Origin of the sequence: Williamsia sp. 1135, assembly GCF_002095395.1 — a bacterium.
GTDB lineage: Bacteria > Actinomycetota > Actinomycetes > Mycobacteriales > Mycobacteriaceae > Williamsia.
In genome coordinates this window covers 101,950-119,422 of the sequence record NZ_MJEI01000096.1, presented here as the reverse complement: position 1 = coordinate 119,422, position 17,473 = coordinate 101,950, and the positions used below count along the sequence as shown (strand labels likewise).

Here is a 17,473-nt window from a genome sequence, read left to right as displayed (position 1 = left end):
GTTGCTCCCGGTCATTCCCGATTGTCCCCGGCGCCGCGGTATCGCAGACCCCAGCGTCCGGTCCAGATCTGACCCGGTTCCAGTTCGATCAGATCGGTGCCGCTCGCGAGGGCGTTCGGCGGCGCCGTCATCGGCTCGATCGCCACGGCACGGCCACGTCCCGGATACGGCTGGTCGTGTGCGGGATCGGCGGTAAAAGCTTGCACCCATGGGAAATTGAGATCGGTCCACAGTTCGGTCGCGTCCCCGTCCGGACCGATCAGTCGGTGCGTGATGAAGCCCGCCACGTCGGCCATGTCGGTGAACGGGGTGTCGAGCCAATGTCCCGAGACCGGTTGTGGCGTGGAGAAATCGAAGTCGGTGCCCGCCGCGTCGACCGGCGGACCGTCAGGAAGCTGACGCTCGGGGTCGAGGGGCTGATACTTGCGTGCCGCCAGTTGCAGCTTGCAATCGTCCGCGGGGACATCGCCGAGTCGCACGAATGTGTGCTGCCCCAAGGCGTATGGCGCTTTTTGTTTCCCGGAGTTGGTGGTGGTGTGCGTGACCGTCAGGCCGCCTGCGTCCAGCGAGTACGTGACGGTCAGCTGCAGATCGAATGGCCAGCCCGGATGTTGCCCGACCGCGATCCCCAGCGTGACCGAGGAACCGGTCGTATCGAGGACGTTCCAGTCGACCATGCGGACGAAACCGTGGTTGGCATTGTTCCGGGCGGCTTCGGTGATCGGCAATTCATAATTCTGGCCGTCATAGGTGTACCGACCATCTCCGGTGCGATTGGGCCACGGCGCCAGCACCAGTCCGCAGGACAGCGGGGGCTTGACCCCCGGCTCGATCTCCCAGGTCTCGGTGAGCAGCCGATCGCCCCACCGGACCGCCCTCAGGCCGGCACCCGTACTCGCGATCTGTGCGCTATATCCATTCGCTTCGATGCTGTGACCGGCCACGAGTGCAGCTTAGCGGCCGTGGCCTCGATGCCACCTCGTGTGACGCGCCGATGACTCACCCTCACCGAAGCGTCTGGCCAGTCGATATTTTGGTCCCGACCTGGTTGACATGCGCACTGAGACGGATCTAGAGTTTCGTCTCAGACAGCTTGTCGATGGAAGGTGCGCCCGATGACCGACGTCCACGAATCCGAACAGATCTCGAAGTCGAGTCCGGCAGAACCAGCCCCCCCTCGGGCCCGACTCGGTGACCTGGAAGTTCTTCGGGGGCTGGCACGGCATGCTGATCGGCCTCTGGTCAGGATCGATGCAGAACATGCACCCGAAACTGGGCGCCGCGGTCTGGGAGCACTCGGACTTCTTCGGCGAACGCTGGCAGCGCCTCAACCGGTCGCTGTACCCGATCATCGGGGTCGTCTTCGACGGCACCACCGACACCGGCCGCGAGGTCCGCGACTATCACCGTGAGATCAAGGGCGCGATGCCCGACGGCAGCCGCTATCACGCCCTCGGCCCCGACGTCTTCTACTGGGCTCACGCCACGTTCTGGTACGGCAACATCCGGTGCGCGGAGGTGTTCGGACCGCCGATCACCGAGGCCGAGAAGCGAGAACTATTCGAGGAATCGCGGACCTGGTACGCCATGTACGGCGTGAGCACCCGGCCGTGCCCCGACACCTACGAGGAGTTCCTCGAGTACTGGGATCACATGTGCCGCAACGTCCTCGAAGACCATCCTGCCGTGCGGACAGTGCTCGACATCTCCGAGCTACCGCCACCGCCGTGGATGGCGCGCCTGCCCAGGCCCGCGTGGAAGGTGATGGTCAAGCCGACCGAGAAGTTCTTCACCTGGCTGACCGTCGGGCTGTATCACCCGGCTGTCCGAGAGATGATGGGCTTCACGTGGTCGGACACCGACGAACGCCGATTCCGGCGGTTCGGCAAGGCCGTCAACATCTTCATGAACGCGTTGCCCGAGCGCTACCGGAAACATCCGCGCTGCCGCGACGTGTGCGATCGCCTGGCGGGCACGGTGCCCGTCGACGCACCACTGCTCGAGACGCCGACCCGCAACCTGCCGCCCGAAGCGGTACGCGGCGGATCGATGCACTACTGCCCGGTCACCACGGCTCGGCGGGCGAATCTGCCCTGGGAGGCCAACGAGACCGGGGTATGTCCCGTCCCGCACTGATCAGGGCATCCCCTACTCGTCGCGTGAACCACCGGCGTCGCAGTCTTGGTGCCGGCTTCGTGTACGGGTACCGGCTCTGCAACACCGGCAGCGTTGCGGAAAGCCGGCAGATCTCGGGGTGGGCGGCGCAGAAAGTGTTAGCGACGACACAGGCAATCGTCGGCGTGGCGCGTTAACACCGTGGCCTGCGTTTTCGACTCCTTATCAGTACGAAAACAGCGCAGCGCGGTAACAACTGCGGCCTGCGGATATTGATCGACCTGGCGATATCGGCCTGATGCCCTAAACTCACGCGGAGCATTCCGGCAATCGAGTAACTGTGGCCCCACCCGGGCCGCGCCAGGCAAGAAGTCGCATGCGGAGGACCTATGACGATCACGACCGAGAAAGCACCCCTGACCCTGCAAAAGGTGTCGCTCACCACCGAGGCGGCCCGTATCGGGGCCACCGCGTGGCAAGCCGTGTGCGGTGGAGCCCGCTTCGCCGCTCGCGTACCCGGAGCAGGTGACCTGGCCTCCAAGGGCGCCGGAGAGACGCGCAACACCTTCGCAGCGCTCGGCCCGACCTACGTCAAACTGGGGCAGCTCATCGCGTCGAGTCCCGGAGTGTTCCCCAAGGTCCTCTCCGACGAGTTCCGCTCGCTCCTCGACCGGGTGCCGGCCGCCGACCCCACCGAGGTCCGGGCATTGCTGACGGCCCAGCTCGGCAGCGACCCCGACGAGATCTTCGCCGAGTTCGATCCCCAGCCCATCGCGTCGGCGTCGATCTCCCAGGTCCACACCGCAACTCTGCTGACCGGCGAGTCCGTCGTCGTCAAGATCCAGCGCCCCGGCATCAAGTCCAGGCTTGCTGCCGACCTGCAAATACTGCAGCGGGCGGCCGCCATCGCGGAGTTCTCGTCGTACGGTCGCATGCTCAGCGCCAAGGCCGTCATCGAGGACTTCACGGCGAACCTCAATTCCGAGCTCGACTTCCGCACCGAGGCCGCGGCCATGGAGGAGTGGACGAGCGCCATCTCCGGCTCGCGTTTCGCCGACAAGGTTCGTGTCCCGCAGGTGTATTGGGACTACACAACCGAGAAGGTCCTCACCCTCGAGTACGTCGATGCCATTCGCATCGACGACGTCAAGGCCATCCGCCGAGCGGGCCACGATCCCGCCGCGATCGTCAAGACCCTGCTGATGTCGTTGCTCGAGTCCGCGTTCACCGACGGCATCTTCCACGGCGACCTCCATGCCGGGAACGTGTTGGTCGACGCGCAGGGCCGAATCGTGTTCCTGGACTGGGGCATCGTCGGCCGCTTCGACGATGAGACCCGCATGATCGTGCGTTCGCTACTCGGCAACATGATGCGCAGCGACTACGAGGCCGCCGGTCAGGCACTGGCCTCCATGGGCACGTTCGGCAAGCCCGGAACTGTTCGGGAGACCGCCAAGGACCTACGTAGGGTCGCAGCGCCGATCGGCGGCACCGAGCTCGGCGACATGTCATACGCGAACCTCGGCCGGCAGCTGGCCTCGATGGCCAAGACCTATGACGCCCGGCTCCCCCGCGAGCTCGTCCTCGTCGGCAAGCAGTTGCTGTACGTCGAGCGGTACATGAAGCTACTGGCGCCACGCTGGAAGGCGATGTCGGATCCGATGGTCGTCGGCTACACCGCCGGCCTGCTCAAAGACTCGAGCCGGGCCCGCACCGCCGCCGCCCGGTAGCCCCGGAATTGGTGGGTCAGCGGGTGATGCGGTAGCGGACGAACGCCGGGATCGCGAGGGCTGCGATCACGGTGCCGATGACGACGAGAACGCCGCCGCCCGCGGTCGCCACTGCGGTGCCGACCGAGGCTGCCGCGGCGCCATGAGCGACGTCGGCGATCCGGGGACCGCCGGCCACCACCACGATGAAGACGCCTTGCAAGCGGCCGCGGACCTCGTCGCTCGCCGCGGCCTGCAGCATCGACTGGCGGAAAGCCGCCGAGGCCATGTCCGCGGCTCCGCCGATCATCAACAGGGTGACCGCGACCGGCAGCATGGGAAGTGCCGTGCCACCGGCGAATCCGACACTGACGCCGACCCCGATGATGGCCACGCCCCAGATCAGGATGCAGATGATGACGGCGCGACCCTGCCGTTCGACGCGGGAGACCCACCCCGAGAAGACACCGCCGATCACCGACCCGATGGCGATCGCGGAGAACAGCAGCGCGAACGCGACACCACCGCCGTCGGGACCGCCGAAACTCTCATGAGCCATCTGCGGGAACAATGCCCGCGGCATGCCGAAGATCATCGCGATGAGGTCCACCAGGAAGGACGCCATCAGGACCTTGTGCCCGGCGAGATACCGGAATCCGTCGATCACGGATTTGAGTCCGGGAGTCTGCGCCTTGGTGAGTCCATCACCCGGCCGCAGCGACGGCAGCCGTATGACGGCCCACATCGTCGCGAACAAGAACAGTGCGTCGACGAAGTAGAGGAGCGAATAGCCGAGGATGGGGATCATCGCACCGCCCACCAGCGGCCCGGCGATGGCGCCGGCCTGCATCACCGTCATGTTCAGTGAGTTCGCGGCGGGTAACTGCGCCACCGGCAACAACTTCGGGAGGATCGCTGTGCGGGTCGGCTGATTGACGGCGAAGAATGCCTGCTGGACCGCGAACAGACACAGGATCAGCCAGGCGTTGCCGAACCCGAGGAACGACTGCACGAAAAACAGTGCGCTGGTACCGATCAGGCCGATGGTCGTGATGATGAGCAGGATGCGGCGATCCATCGCGTCGGCCAGGGCGCCGCCCCAGAGTCCGAACACCACCAGCGGTACCAGGCCGAACAGACCCGTCAATCCGACGTACGCGGAGCTTCCGGTGAGTTGATAGATCTGCGCCGGGACCGCGACGACGGTGAGTTGCGCGCCGATGACGGTGACGATGTTCGCCCACCACAGCCGCCGGAAATCCGGCTGCGCGAGCGGAGTGGTGTCGGCGAGGAAGCGGCGGGCCACCTACGGCTGCAGTCGCACTGCGGACCACCGGCCGTCGACCAGGGTGGCGCGGACCCGATTGTGCAAACGGTTTGCCCTGCCCTGCCAGAACTCGACCTCGGTCGGCACGAGCCGATATCCGCCCCAGCGCGGCGGCACCGGTACCGGCTGCTCGCCATCTACGCCACCGAACTCGGCGGCGGTTCGGGCAGCCTTCTCCTCCAGTGCGTTCCGGGATTCGATCGGCGCCGACTGCTCGGACGAATAGGCACTGAGCTGCGATCCACGCGGACGTTTGACCCAGTAGTTCTCGGTCTGCTCGGCAGGGATCACCTCGACGGCACCCCGGAAATGCACCTGCCGCTCCATCGCGATCCACGGGAACGTCACCGACGCATACGGGACCGCCGCGAGATGGGCACCCTTGTCGGAGTCGTAGCCGGTGAAGAAGACGACGCCCGCCGCGTCGGCGCCTTTACACAGGACCGTCCGGGTCGACGGATGACCGTCGGCGTCGACGGTGCCGAGCACCATCGCGTTGGGCTCGGCGACCTGCGCGTCGATCGCCTCGGTGAGCCACTGCGAGAACAGCGCTGTCCAGGGCGGATCGCCTGCGAGCCAGCTCGGATCGAGGTTCCCTTTCACCCCGTCCTTGCCCGCCGCGTCGTCCCCGCCACTCGCCGCGTACGACACCCGCATGTTCGCCATATCGATTGGTTCGCTACCCACGGCAAATAACGCTACTCCCGGGTAACCGGAAACTCTTCGGCCCACTACAGTCCTAACAAGTACGGCAATGGCGCACATGGCAAGAGGAGTCCGGTTCGATGGCAGTCAACGTGGAAATACCCGAAGGTTTCGTCGAGGGCCTCGAGGGTGTCACCGCCTTCACGACCCAGATCGCCGAACCGGACAAGAACGGCGGCAACCTCCGATACCGGGGCGTCGACATCGAAGACCTCGTCGAGAACCAGGTCACCTTCTCCGATGTGTGGGCGTTGCTGGTCGACGGCAAGTTCGGTGACGGACTGCCTCCCGCCGAACCGTTCCCACTCCCCATCCACACCGGTGATGTCCGCGTCGACGTGCAGGCCGGCCTGGCGATGCTCGCGCCGATCTGGGGCTACCAGCCGCTCCTCGACATCGACGACACCACCGCCCGCAACAACCTGGCGCGCGCCTCGGTGATGGCCCTGTCCTACGTCGCCCAGTCGGCGCGTGGCATCCACCGTCCCGCAGTGCCGCAGGCGACGATCGACGAATGTGACACCGTCACAGCACGATTCATGACCCGCTGGAAGGGCGAGCCCGACCCCGCGCACATCCGGGCCATCGACGCCTACTGGGTCAGCGCCGCCGAACACGGCATGAACGCCTCCACCTTCACCGCCCGCGTCATCGCCTCCACCGGCGCCGACGTCGCGGCGTCCCTGTCCGGGGCCATCGGCGCGATGTCGGGGCCGCTGCACGGCGGCGCCCCCGCCCGAGTGCTCCCGATGATCGAAGAAGTGGAGAAGTCCGGCGACGCCCGGGCCCTGGTCAAGGGCATCCTCGACCGCAAAGAGAAGCTCATGGGGTTCGGACACCGCGTCTACCGCGCCGAGGACCCCCGCGCCCGGGTGCTGCGCCGCACCGCACAGGAGTTGAACGCACCGCGGTATGAGGTCGCCGCCGCACTCGAGCAGGCCGCTCTGACCGAATTGCGCGAGCGGCGTCCCGACCGCGCCATCGAGACCAACGTCGAGTTCTGGGCCGCCGTCATCCTCGACTTCGCCGAGGTGCCGCCGCACATGATGCCCGCGATGTTCACCTGCGGCCGGACCGCCGGCTGGTGCGCCCACATCATGGAGCAGAAGCGGCTGGGCAAGCTGGTCCGTCCCGCAGCGCTGTACGTCGGCGCGGCTCCCCGTCGTCCCGAGGACGTCGAGGGCTGGGACGCCATCGCCCCGAAGTAGCCCGAACCCGATCTTGGTGGGTTCTGGCGAGCAAATCCCCACGTCGCGCTCACCAAAACCCACCATCATCGGGGTCTGGGGGCGGTCTCTAGACTGATCCCATGAGCTTATCGATCACCATCCCGGCCGACCTCCTGCCCGCAGACGGCCGATTCGGTTGCGGTCCTTCTAAAGTCCGCCCCGAGCAGCTGCAGTCTCTCGTCGACACCGGCGCCTCGGTCTTCGGAACCAGTCACCGGCAGGCACCGGTCAAGAACGTCGTCGGCGCGATCCGCAGCGGCCTGGCCGATCTGTTCTCTCTGCCCGACGGCTACGAGGTCGTCCTCTCCAACGGCGGCACCACCGCGTTCTGGGATGCCGCAGCGTTCGGTCTGATCTCCAAGCGCTCGCTCAACCTGACCTACGGCGAGTTCTCGAACAAGTTCGCCACCGTCGCCAAGAAGGCTCCCTTCCTCGACGATCCGGTCGTGATCTCCACCGAGCCCGGCACCGCGCCGTCGATCTCGACCATCGGCGCCGATCAGTTCGACGGCGTCGACCTCGTGGGCTGGGCCCACAACGAGACCTCGACGGGCGTGGCCGTACCCGTGAGCAGGCCCGAGCTCGCCGGCGACGCACTGATCGCCATCGATGCGACGTCCGGAGCGGGTGGCCTGCCGGTCAACGTCGCCGACGCCGACGTCTACTACTTCGCGCCCCAGAAGAGCTTCGCCTCCGACGGTGGTCTGTGGATCGCCCTCATGAGCCCGGCCGCGCTCGAGCGCATCGACACCATCGGCAAGTCCGATCGCTGGTGCCCCGAGTTCCTCTCGCTGCCGACCGCCGTCGACAACAGCAGCAAGAACCAGACGTACAACACCCCGGCCGTCGCGTCGCTGCTGCTGCTCGCCAACCAGCTCGAGTGGATGAACGGGCAGGGCGGACTCGACTGGTGCACGTCGCGCACCGCCGACAGCAGCTCACGGCTCTACACCTGGGCCGAGAAGAGCGAGTACGCAACGCCGTTCGTCACCGACCCCACCTACCGCAGCCAGGTCGTCGGAACCATCGACTTCAACGACGACGTGGACGCCGCTGCCGTCGCGAAAGTGTTGCGCGCCAACGGAGTGGTCGATACAGAGCCGTACCGCAAGCTCGGTCGCAATCAGCTGCGGATCGGCATGTTCCCGGCCATCGAACCCGAGGACATCAGCAAGCTGACCGCGAGCATCGACTACGTGGTCGGCGCACTGTAGTCGCCGGTCGGGCTGCAGAAGACCCCCGCTGAGCTGGCATTTTTCCGCGTGTCACGGCAGGCGATTTCACTACACTGCATTACGCTGACGCTAATGCAGACCGACGCAAATGTAGAGGCTGGCTCCGAGACGTGAAGGAGGAGCAGATGCGTGAGCTTCGAGTCATCGGCCTGGAGCCGGACGGCAAAAAGGTGATCTGTCAGGACACCGAGTCGGGCGAGAAGTTCCGTATCCCTGCTGACGACACATTGCGAGCCGCTGCGCGCGGCGACCTGACACGCATGGGTCAGATAGAGATCGAGATGGAAAGCACGTTGCGTCCCCGCGAGATCCAGTCACGAATCCGGGCGGGCGCCTCCGTAGCCCAGGTCGCTGCGGCTGCCGGCGTCGGTATGGATCGGATCGAACGATTCGCCCACCCCGTGCTGCTCGAACGCGCCCGCGCCGCCGAGCTCGCCGCCGCCGCCCATCCCCTGCGCTACGACGGTCCTGCGCTCTCGACGCTGTCCGAGGTCGTTTCGGCAGCACTCGGGGCGCGAGGACACAACCCCGACGACACCGACTGGGACGCCTGGAAGGCCGAGGACAACCGATGGGTGGTCCAGGTCAGCTGGCGCGTCGGGCGGTCGGTGAACCGGGCCCACTGGCGATATGTGCCGGGTTCCAACTCGGGCACCGTCGAGGCGATCGACGAGGTCGCCGATGAGCTCATCGATCCGGACATCAGCAGGCCACTGCGGAGTGTCCAGCCGGTCGCACCGCTGCCGGTCGAGGACGACGACTCCGACCATCCGGAGCTGGCGTTCGACTACACCCCTCCGCAGGCCTCCCAGGTGGCACCGATCTCCCCCGTCTCACGCTCGGCGCGGCTGACGGTGAAATCCGACGGCACCGAGGCCGTGACCGTCGACGCCGATACGGTGACCGATGCCCAGGCCCGCCGGAATGCGCCCAGGCCGGCTCCGCGCCCGGCACCACCCGAGCCCGAGGTCGAGGTGGAGGTGGACGTCGAGTCCGCAGAGGAGTCTGCGCCCGCAGACGACACCGGCGACGCGTCGGTCCACGACGAGAAGTCACCCCCGTCCCGCAAACGCGGTCGCGGCAACCGGAAACCGTCCGTCCCGGCCTGGGAGGACGTACTTCTCGGGGTCCGCAGCAGTGGGAACACCTGACACAGGTTAAGTTGATCGGTACGCAAAATCGGTCGGACCACACGAAAGGCTTGCATTGGCAGCGAAAGCAGCATCCATGCTCTGGTTCGTCAATTCCAGCGATCCGGCAGCGGAGATCAGGCAGGGCCTGCGCCACGACCCGGCAACGGCCGGAGCGATCGCTGCCGCACTGCTCCCAGATCTGACTGCGGTGCCGATCGGCGAAACCACGCTGGCAGAGGCCGCAAATCCCGAGACCGACCAGCTGTTCATCGGAACCTACGGCGCACTGACGGTGGTGACGAGCCCCGTCCTCGCCTCGACGACACCGTCGACCCTGCCGGAGTCCTGGATCGCCGCACTGCCGTCGGATTCGACGATAGTGCTGCATACGGACCCCGAGTCATCACTGGGCGCTTTCGCCCGCTGGGACGCCGGTGAATTGCGCCGGTCGTTCTCTGCGAATCCCGTCGACATCCTCGAAAACAACGGTCTGCCCTTCGTTTTCGAGGGTCCGTTCTGGTCGGGCGAACATCCACTGGTCTACGCCGATGGCGCACAACCCGATCCACAGGCCCTCCCCTTCCACCCCCAGGAGTTCGCCGAACAGGCAATCCGCGAGTGGCTGGGATTTCGCTTCACCACGCCGCTCGAAGACTCCGACACCGATCCGGCCACCATCACCGTCTCGGGCTTCGCGATCCGCCCGAAGGGCTACGAGCCGACGGAAGCCGATGTGGAACTGGGGCTTTCGACACCCGCCGCACCTACCGGCAATACCGGCACGCCGCAGGAATCAGAGCCCAGCGCTCCCGGACGTGTGGCTCGCTGGTTCGGCTTCGGCCACAAGAACTAACGCGCTCGTTCGTAGAAGGCCAGCGCGGCCGCTGTCGCGACGTTGAGCGAATCGGTGCCGCGGGCCATCGGGATCCTTGCCCGCACATCGCCTGCGCGCATTGCGGTCTCGGAAAGTCCCGGCCCTTCTGCGCCCACCATGAACGCCACCCGCTCGGCGTCCACCGCGTCGGACAGAGGGATCGCGGCGGCATCCGGTGTCATCGAGATGATGCGGAAGTTGTTGTCGCGCAGGATGTCCAGGTCTGATGGCCAGTTCGCGGCGTGCGCGAACGGGACGAGCAGCGCATGCCCCATCGACACCCGCACCGAGCGGCGATACAGCGGATCGGCACATGCGCCGCCGAAGATCACCGCATCGACACCGAGGCCGGCAGCGTTGCGGAAGATGCTGCCGATGTTCTCGTGGTCGTTGACGCCTTCGAGCACGGCGATCGTGCGCGCCGTCGCGATCACGTCCGGCACCTCGAGAGGGACCGGCCGACGGGCCACCGCCAGGACCCCGCGGTTGAGATGGAACCCGACGATGTCGGCCATCACCGCGGCGCTCGCGCGATAGAACGGGACACCGGCCAAGGTCGGGTCGGTGGGGCCGAGTTCGCGCAGCCTCTTGTCGACCCCGAGGAAAGCGTGTGTCGCGAAGCGCGAGGCGACCATCCGCTCGGCCACCAGCACTCCCTCGGCGATCACCAGCCCCTTCCCGGGGCTACCGCCGGGCAGGATCGGCAGATCAGGGCGCCGATCGACGGAGTTCAGATCCCGGAAGTCGTCGACCCGCGGGTCCGCCGGGTCGTCGATATCGACCACGGTCACCGCGAGATCGGGTGGGGCGTCGGCGCGGGAAGGTTGCGATCCGGGCATCCGGCTAGTCTGCCCGACGTCGGGTGTGACAAGTTGGATGGGTGAGCAACGGGAACCTGACTCTTCGTCGCGCAATCGATTCGGACTGGCAAGACATCGCGACCGCCGACGCCCGGGCGTTCGCCTTCATCGAACCCCTCGACGACGAGGCGCTGGCAGACATCCGCTCCAAAGTCGACGACGGCGACGTCGTGGTGGTACACGACAACGTCGACCCCGACCGTCCGGTTCTGGTCGGCATCGCGATGTTCTACCGGATGGTGATGTCGGTGCCGGGCGGGTACCGCGCGAGTCTGCCCGGGCTGTCCTGGGTGTCGGTGGCGTCGACCCATCGCAGGCGCGGCATCCTGCGGATGATGATCACCGAGCTCTTCGAGCAGTGGGAGCAGGAGGAGTCCGTCTTCTCCATCCTCACCGCATCCGAGGGCACCATCTACGAACGCTTCGGTTACGGCCCTGCCTCATTCGAGCATTCCTGGCGAGTTGATCTGCGCCGGGCCGAGTTCCGCGCGCCGGCGCCTGCCGATTCCCGCGTGCGGTTCGGCGAGCCCGATCAGATTCGCGACCGCGTACCCGAGCTCCACAACCGGTGGGTCTCGACCAGACCCGGAGCCATCATGCGAGCTCCGGTGTGGTGGAACATGATCTTCGCCGACCGGCCGATGCTGCGGAACGGTCGCAGCGGTCTGCACTACCTGCTGCACGCCGACGGGTACGCGAGCTACCGAATCCACCATGAGACCGAAAATACCTCTATCGCAGAGGTTTACGAGATCTTCGCAGTCACCGATGAGGCGCACACAGACCTGTGGCGCGTGCTTGTCGGACTCGACCTGATCCCGGCCATCACCGCCACCACGCCGGTCGACGACCCGCTGCCGTTGAAGCTGACGGACCTGCGGGCCCCGGCGGTCACCGCAATCCGCGACAGCATGTGGCTGCGGATCCTCGACGTCGAGAAGGCCCTGACCCTCCGGGAATACGGCCATGACACCGAGTTCGTCCTCGAGGTCTCCGACACGTACCGCGAGTCAGGCGGCAAGTTCGCGGTGTCGATCACCGACAGCCAGGCCACCGTGACCGCAACCGACGCCGACCCGACCGTTCGAATGGACATCTCGGTGCTGGGCAGCCTGTACCTGGGCGGGTACCGGGCGGTTGATTTCGCGGCCGCGGAGCGTCTCTGGACGGCCGATGCCCCCACCCTGCACGCGGTCGATCAGGCCTTCAGCACCGACAAAAAGCCGCACGCGGGAACGTTCTTCTAGGTCGCAGACTGCTTCGGCACGGTCGACGGTCGGTTCGGCCCGGTCGCGGGGTGATCAGTCGCTTTCGGCGACGATGGATTCGATGATGCCGACTGCGTTGCGCAAGGTGGCGAGCTGATCGTCGTCGAGGCGCTTGAGCTGGGCGCGCAGCCATTCTTCACGAGCGTTCGCCTCATCGACCACGACGGCATCACCCGTCGGGGACAGGGTGACGATCACCTGCCTGCCATCGGTGGGGTGCGGATCACGCTTCACCAGCCCCAGGTCCGCCAGTGATGCGATCACCCTGGTCATCGACGGGGGCTGCACGCGCTCGCGGGCGGCGATCGCGCCCGGGGTCATCGGCCCCTCTCTCCGCAGGGTCGACAACGCCGACAGTTGCGTGAGCGACACCGGCGACGCATTTCTGCGGCCTCGCAGATGCCTCGTCAGTCGGACCACGGCCAACGCCAAGTCACTCGCGAGCTTTTCGTCATTCTGGTCCACGCAGCCAGGATAAGTCAGCTTTCAGAAAATACATGCCAAACGGGTGATGTTCATTTGTTCGACCCACCAGTGAATTACGGTTAACTTAGTGTCACGGGCGATCACCTCTGTGCCTGCGCACACCGGATTCTTCGCAGGCAAAACTATGTGCAGTTTTTCCGAAATGATGTACTTCCAAGGCCCGGACGCACTGTCCGCGCAATTCGAATTAGTCTGATGGTCATGGCTGGCCACATCCCCGAATTGCCACACAAGCTGACCGCCCCCGCGCCGGTCATCATCGTCGGCATGCTCGGGTGGTTGATCGCCACTGTTGTCGTCGCAGGCTGGGGCCTCGGGACCGACAACACGCTCACGATTTGTCTGGTCGGCCTCGGAGTTGGTTTGTTCGGCTGTTTCGTGGTGTCCCTGCAGAAGTGGGCGGTCCGCCGCGGGAGCCGGGCGGCCCAGCAGGGTCTGTCCTGAGCACCAGGAACGCCGCCAACGCGAGATAGATCGATCCGAAGGCCCAACCCGCCAGCACGTCGGTCATCCAGTGTGCACCCAGGTAGACCCGGGAAATCCCGATGGCGATGGCCAGCACCGGCGCAGCCACCAATACCCAACGGTGCGCGCGAACCCAATCGCTGCACCAGTAGGCCGAGACCGCGATGGACCCATAGACAACGGTGGACGTCATCGCGTGCCCTGACGGGAACGAGTAGCTCGACAGCTCGACCATCCGCTCCGGGATCGGTGGCCTCGGCCGTGCGATGAGCTGTTTGAGCCCGAACATGACGAGCGACCCCACCAGCGAGCCGACCGAGACCAGTATCGCCGGCCTCCACTGCCTTTTGCTCGCGAGAACCACGGCCACGAGGGCGGCGATCATCGTGAGCACCCCGGTGTTCCCCAGGACCGTGACCGCTTTCATCGCCGAATCCCAGAAGCCGGTCCGGTGATCGACCAGCCAATCCAGGACCGCTTGATCGGGCCCGAACACCGTGTCGGTCTCGACGACCTCAGCCACCGAGGACATCGAACCCCGCATCCACGTGGACCATCCCGTGCTCGTCACGCCACCAGGGAACCCGGTGCTCGCTGCGCTCGTCGCCGCGGCGCAGTTCGATCGTCAGCGACTCGTGGACGCGGATGGGACCGGTGGGTAGTGCTCTGTCCTGGATCAGGGCCGACCTCAGTGCCTGCGGGTGCGCCTGCCAGGTCGTGGCCTCCCCCGGCTCCGTGGGACCACCGGAGTACTGCTCGGTGGCCGTCGGGATGTCCAACAGGTCGGCCAGTTGCGTCGCCAGGGAAAACCCCGGTGGTGCCAACGCGACCACGACGGCGGGGTCGAGTGCCGCGGCGAGCCAGGGCACGTCCAACACCACCGCGTCGTCTGCGACAGATCCGGCGAGGGTGCGCAGCCCGCTCGGGGGGTCGATCCGTCCGAGGTCGATTCGCCCGTCCCGGAGCGCCACCGCGAGTGTGGTGTGGGCGATGGCAGCCACCGACGGGCTGATCGACCGGTCGGCATCGGCCAGGTGGGTCAAGAGCATCAACGCCTGATCGGTGTCCTCGACGTCGGCCGCGCCCAGAGCCCCGGACAGCTCATCCGCGTGCGGATGATCCAACGGATCCAACAGCCCCGCCATGGTGTCGTCGCTCGGAGCCCGCCAGTGCCCCAGTGGCGCGTCGTCGATCTCCGCGTAGTGGCGAAGCCACCAGGCCGTGTAACCGCGGCGATCGGTCAGCAACGCTGCACAGTCCGGAGATTCCGCGAGCAGGCTCAGAGCCTGCGGCCACCGGCCCTGGTCGACGAGGTCGAGGTCGCGAACTGCCGAAAACGTCTGCGGCGGATCGCCGATCGTGTCCCACCACCGTGCTTCGTCGGCAAGATCGTGGTCGGGGCCGGTCGGGTAATCCTCATGGGTGACGGTGAACCCCCATCCCACCCCGAGCGCGCGAAAGGCCTCTGCACCATACGTTTCGACCCAGTCCGGGTCGACGACGCCGAACGGCGAATCGTCGATCAGGACCGACGCCAGCGGGCTGTTCGGCAGCAGCAGCTCGTCCGCCGGACGCTCGTCGCCGTCCGTGGTCGGCAACAGCAGCTGTCCGAGCCAGGCCGGTACCGACGCGTCCGGTGCGGTGCGCAGCAGACCCAGCACGCTACGGGCCAGGTCATCACCCTCCGGGTCGGACTCGATCTCGCCGCGCAGCGCCGGATCAGACAGCATCTCCGACACCGACAGTTGCCGGGCACCCAGGCGTCCGAGCAGCTCATGGGCCGCCTGCGGATGCACGGTGGGCAGCCACGACGGCGCGACGACATCGGTGTCCGGGTCGTCGGACTGCGGCGGAGGCAGTACCGTGCCACGCGCGCCGGGCAATGTCCGGCCATCGGTCAACGGCACCGGCAAGGCGCCGAGTTCGTCGACCTGCCCCTGGGCGACCACCGACAGCTCGGTGTACAGCTTTCCCCACCAACGAGGTTCGCGGTCGATACCGGTGAGCCGCGACGCTATATCTGCCAGACCGATCTCGGTCACGCCCACCGAACGCAGCCGGGTGACGGCACTGCGGTCGGACAGGTCGGGGTGGACCAGCGTGGTGATGATCTCGCCGAGGAGTTCCGCCAAACCGGATGTCAGGTCGAGGAGCACCTCGGCGCGCTCCGGGATCAGGTCGTCGCCGCCGGCGCCCGGAAGCCACGGACGCGAGGACAACTCATCGATCAGAGCGCCGCGCAGACGCTCATCGGTACGGCTCGCGGCGAACCCCGGTTCCGGAACGAGTATCGCCCGCTGGTCGATGGGCAGGGATGCGGCAAAGTCCGCGTATCCGATTGCCGCGGTGGCTATGTCAGCATCGGGATGCAAGCCACGACGGTCAGCGGTCAGACGCACGTCGGCGATACAGATCGCCGGGACCGTGAGTTCTACGTCCGTCCTCGTCGGGGCGCGGAGCACGTCACGCTGCCGGGTCACCAGCCAGTCGCCCGTCATCGGCAACAGCCAGCGGGCATGGGGAGCCGAATATTCCAGCCACCTCTGCGACCCCACCGACACCACCGAATCGGCGCGCTCCCGGGTGAACAGGTGATCGGCTACCGAAATCGTCTCGACCGCAGGCAATTCCAGCAACAGCTCGACGGCCTCCGCGGCGAACTCCCGCATCATCACCGCGGTGTCGACGTGGGGTTCCAGGCGCAGTACCACCTCGGTGTCGAAACCGGCCGCAGGCGCGAGATCGACCGGCCAGGCGAGCCGCAGGGTCGGGACCTCCTCGGCCTCGATCCCATGCGCCGCCAATTCAGTGCGTGTGCGTTCGGCGGAGAACTCGATCGACCCACTGCGCGAACGGATCTGGACGTGACGGGTCACTGCGGCGACGGCGGTGAACCCTACCCCGAAGCGCCCCACCAACCCGGAGCCGGTCTTGTTCGACGAACGCAACGCGGTCAGCGCGGCGGCCCCGCCTGCGTCGAGCGGACTTCCCGTGTTCGCGACGTGCAGGTCTGCGCCGTCGAGCCAGACCTTCACCACACCGGAGACCCCCGCGGCCGTCGCCGCATCGGCGGCATTCGCCACCAATTCGGTGAGGAGCCGATCGCGGTACCCGACCCCGACGAGGTCGGACTCAGCTGCGACGTCTTCACGCAGCCGGGTCGGCGAGGTGAGCCAGGATTGCAGGGTCGAATCCCGGATCTCGTTGATCCCGAACGGATCCGCACCCGATCGGAGATCGGCTGCCCGACCCCCCGATCGGAGATCGGCTCCCCCATCGGCAGCGTCAGGCACCGGCGTCAGGAGTTGGCGTGGATTTCGACCGCACCGTCGTCGAAGGCGTCATAGGCCGGACTGCCGGCACCCGAGGGCGCCTTGACGTCGGTGTGGGCACCGCACCCGTGATCGGCGTGCACCACCCGCCCGTCCGCGGAGTACTCGTTGGCGCACACCCCGAACGCCGCGCGCAGTGCGCCGACGATCGGGAGGTAGAAACCGCAGCTGACGCAATTGTGGCGAGCGCCTTGCGCCATCGGCGAGTCCGGGCCGTATTCGCCTTCGGCCCAACGCTGCGCGGTGTCGAGGCGGGCTTCGCGAGTCATCAACCGGTCGCGGCCCAGGCCCAGTTCCGCGACGACCTGTGTTGCCGGGTCGACGGGATCGACGTCGCCGTTGTCGACGTAGCCCGGTTCCAGGCGGGGGTCGTCGGGTGGGCTGGCGAGCAGGTCGCCGGGATGGAGATCGCCCGGTTTGAGCCGCTCGGCCCACGGCACCCAGTCGGGCGCGGTCAGCGCCTGGGATCCGGGGAGCAGGGCGACCTCGTTGACGGTCACGTCGTCGCTGTCGGGACAGCCCGCGAGCACGACGCACCACTGCCATCCCCGGTAACCGGGGACGTCGGCGGCGAAGTAGTGGGTGACGGTGTAGCTCGCCTCGGTCACCGCGTCGAGGTGGTCACCGACCTCGTCACCCTCTGCGTCGATGGCCTCCCGCGCCTGCGAGACGGCCCCGGCCAGCAACGTTGCCACGCGCTGCTGATCTGCCTGTTCGTGATCAGTTGCTGTGTCT

General features: G+C 66.8%; 16 protein-coding genes. 8 read left to right on the top strand and 8 right to left on the bottom strand.

All coding sequences use genetic code 11. The features are described 5' to 3' along the window. Positions 1–11: 11 nt before the first annotated feature. Positions 12–944 carry an aldose 1-epimerase family protein gene (locus BFL43_RS16030; protein WP_084893498.1) on the bottom strand — a complete coding sequence of 311 codons (933 nt, stop codon included), beginning with the start codon at positions 942–944 and terminating at the stop codon, positions 12–14. A gap of 247 nt (positions 945–1,191) precedes the next feature. Between BFL43_RS16030 and BFL43_RS16025 the strand changes: the two genes are divergently transcribed. Both BFL43_RS16025 and BFL43_RS16020 read left to right on the top strand, forming a co-directional pair. Further along, a complete protein-coding gene (locus tag BFL43_RS16025; RefSeq protein ID WP_084893497.1) occupies positions 1,192–2,136 on the top strand; it encodes an oxygenase MpaB family protein in 945 nt (314 codons plus the stop codon). A gap of 368 nt (positions 2,137–2,504) precedes the next feature. Next, positions 2,505–3,845: an AarF/ABC1/UbiB kinase family protein gene (locus BFL43_RS16020; protein ID WP_084893496.1), complete on the top strand. Its 1,341-nt coding sequence runs from the start codon at positions 2,505–2,507 to the stop codon at positions 3,843–3,845. A 16-nt stretch (positions 3,846–3,861) separates the two neighbouring features. Here BFL43_RS16020 and BFL43_RS16015 read toward each other — a convergent pair whose 3' ends face one another. Both BFL43_RS16015 and pdxH read right to left on the bottom strand, forming a co-directional pair. Further along, entirely contained in the window at positions 3,862–5,130 is a 1,269-nt protein-coding gene (locus BFL43_RS16015; RefSeq protein ID WP_084893495.1) for an MFS transporter, read from the bottom strand. Next, entirely contained in the window at positions 5,131–5,817 is a 687-nt protein-coding gene (gene pdxH / locus BFL43_RS16010) for a pyridoxamine 5'-phosphate oxidase (RefSeq protein ID WP_143695361.1), read from the bottom strand. It lies immediately after the preceding gene. Positions 5,818–5,936: 119 nt separating this feature from the next. Here pdxH and BFL43_RS16005 point away from each other — a divergent pair, with 119 nt between their 5' ends. From BFL43_RS16005 to BFL43_RS15990, 4 genes are all read left to right on the top strand, one after another. Continuing rightward, positions 5,937–7,064: a citrate synthase 2 gene (locus BFL43_RS16005; protein WP_084893493.1), complete on the top strand. Its 1,128-nt coding sequence runs from the start codon at positions 5,937–5,939 to the stop codon at positions 7,062–7,064. Positions 7,065–7,165: 101 nt separating this feature from the next. Further along, complete coding sequence (serC, locus tag BFL43_RS16000) at positions 7,166–8,299, top strand: phosphoserine transaminase (RefSeq protein WP_084893492.1); 1,134 nt, start codon at positions 7,166–7,168, stop codon at positions 8,297–8,299. A gap of 146 nt (positions 8,300–8,445) precedes the next feature. After that, positions 8,446–9,471 carry a septation protein SepH gene (gene sepH, locus BFL43_RS15995; protein WP_084893547.1) on the top strand — a complete coding sequence of 342 codons (1,026 nt, stop codon included), beginning with the start codon at positions 8,446–8,448 and terminating at the stop codon, positions 9,469–9,471. A gap of 76 nt (positions 9,472–9,547) precedes the next feature. Then, positions 9,548–10,306 (top strand): hypothetical protein, encoded by a 759-nt coding sequence (locus BFL43_RS15990; RefSeq protein WP_084893546.1) that lies wholly within the window; start codon positions 9,548–9,550, stop codon positions 10,304–10,306. Here the strand turns inward: BFL43_RS15990 and BFL43_RS15985 are convergent. Further along, positions 10,303–11,166 (bottom strand): RNA methyltransferase, encoded by an 864-nt coding sequence (locus tag BFL43_RS15985; RefSeq protein ID WP_084893491.1) that lies wholly within the window; start codon positions 11,164–11,166, stop codon positions 10,303–10,305. The two genes, BFL43_RS15990 and BFL43_RS15985, sit on opposite strands and share 4 nt — an antisense overlap. Positions 11,167–11,207: 41 nt before the next feature. Here BFL43_RS15985 and BFL43_RS15980 point away from each other — a divergent pair, with 41 nt between their 5' ends. Then, complete coding sequence (locus BFL43_RS15980; protein WP_084893490.1) at positions 11,208–12,434, top strand: GNAT family N-acetyltransferase; 1,227 nt, start codon at positions 11,208–11,210, stop codon at positions 12,432–12,434. A gap of 54 nt (positions 12,435–12,488) precedes the next feature. Here the strand turns inward: BFL43_RS15980 and BFL43_RS15975 are convergent, their stop codons facing one another. Further along, positions 12,489–12,920: a MarR family transcriptional regulator gene (locus BFL43_RS15975; RefSeq protein ID WP_084893489.1), complete on the bottom strand. Its 432-nt coding sequence runs from the start codon at positions 12,918–12,920 to the stop codon at positions 12,489–12,491. A 216-nt stretch (positions 12,921–13,136) separates the two neighbouring features. Between BFL43_RS15975 and BFL43_RS15970 the strand changes: the two genes are divergently transcribed. After that, positions 13,137–13,385, top strand: coding sequence for a DUF2530 domain-containing protein (locus tag BFL43_RS15970; protein WP_084893488.1), 249 nt, complete (start codon positions 13,137–13,139; stop codon positions 13,383–13,385). On the opposite strand, the gene BFL43_RS15965 is transcribed toward BFL43_RS15970, so the two are convergent. From BFL43_RS15965 to BFL43_RS15955, 3 genes are read right to left on the bottom strand one after another with little or no spacing between them, the layout of a single operon-like run. After that, entirely contained in the window at positions 13,273–13,938 is a 666-nt protein-coding gene (locus BFL43_RS15965; RefSeq protein WP_084893544.1) for a phosphatase PAP2 family protein, read from the bottom strand. The two genes, BFL43_RS15970 and BFL43_RS15965, sit on opposite strands and share 113 nt — an antisense overlap. Then, positions 13,922–16,699: an ATP-binding protein gene (locus BFL43_RS15960; RefSeq protein ID WP_240498302.1), complete on the bottom strand. Its 2,778-nt coding sequence runs from the start codon at positions 16,697–16,699 to the stop codon at positions 13,922–13,924. The genes BFL43_RS15965 and BFL43_RS15960 overlap by 17 nt, the downstream gene beginning before the upstream one ends. Before the next feature lie 5 nt (positions 16,700–16,704). Further along, the gene (locus BFL43_RS15955; RefSeq protein WP_143695359.1) at positions 16,705–17,433 is read right to left on the bottom strand and encodes a DUF3027 domain-containing protein; all 729 of its coding nucleotides are present in this window, start codon (positions 17,431–17,433) and stop codon (positions 16,705–16,707) included. Positions 17,434–17,473: the final 40 nt, after the last annotated feature.

Excerpts from the sequence above, each read along its gene's own strand:
- BFL43_RS16020 (WP_084893496.1), top strand. The coding sequence starts at position 2,505 with ATGACGATCACGACCGAGAAAGCACCCCTGACCCTGCAAAAGGTGTCG.
- pdxH (WP_143695361.1), bottom strand. The coding sequence starts at position 5,817 with ATGGCGAACATGCGGGTGTCGTACGCGGCGAGTGGCGGGGACGACGCG.
- BFL43_RS16005 (WP_084893493.1), top strand. The coding sequence starts at position 5,937 with ATGGCAGTCAACGTGGAAATACCCGAAGGTTTCGTCGAGGGCCTCGAG.
- serC (WP_084893492.1), top strand. The coding sequence starts at position 7,166 with ATGAGCTTATCGATCACCATCCCGGCCGACCTCCTGCCCGCAGACGGC.
- sepH (WP_084893547.1), top strand. The coding sequence starts at position 8,446 with ATGCGTGAGCTTCGAGTCATCGGCCTGGAGCCGGACGGCAAAAAGGTG.
- BFL43_RS15990 (WP_084893546.1), top strand. The coding sequence starts at position 9,548 with ATGCTCTGGTTCGTCAATTCCAGCGATCCGGCAGCGGAGATCAGGCAG.
- BFL43_RS15985 (WP_084893491.1), bottom strand. The coding sequence starts at position 11,166 with ATGCCCGGATCGCAACCTTCCCGCGCCGACGCCCCACCCGATCTCGCG.
- BFL43_RS15970 (WP_084893488.1), top strand. The coding sequence starts at position 13,137 with ATGGTCATGGCTGGCCACATCCCCGAATTGCCACACAAGCTGACCGCC.
- BFL43_RS15965 (WP_084893544.1), bottom strand. The coding sequence starts at position 13,938 with ATGTCCTCGGTGGCTGAGGTCGTCGAGACCGACACGGTGTTCGGGCCC.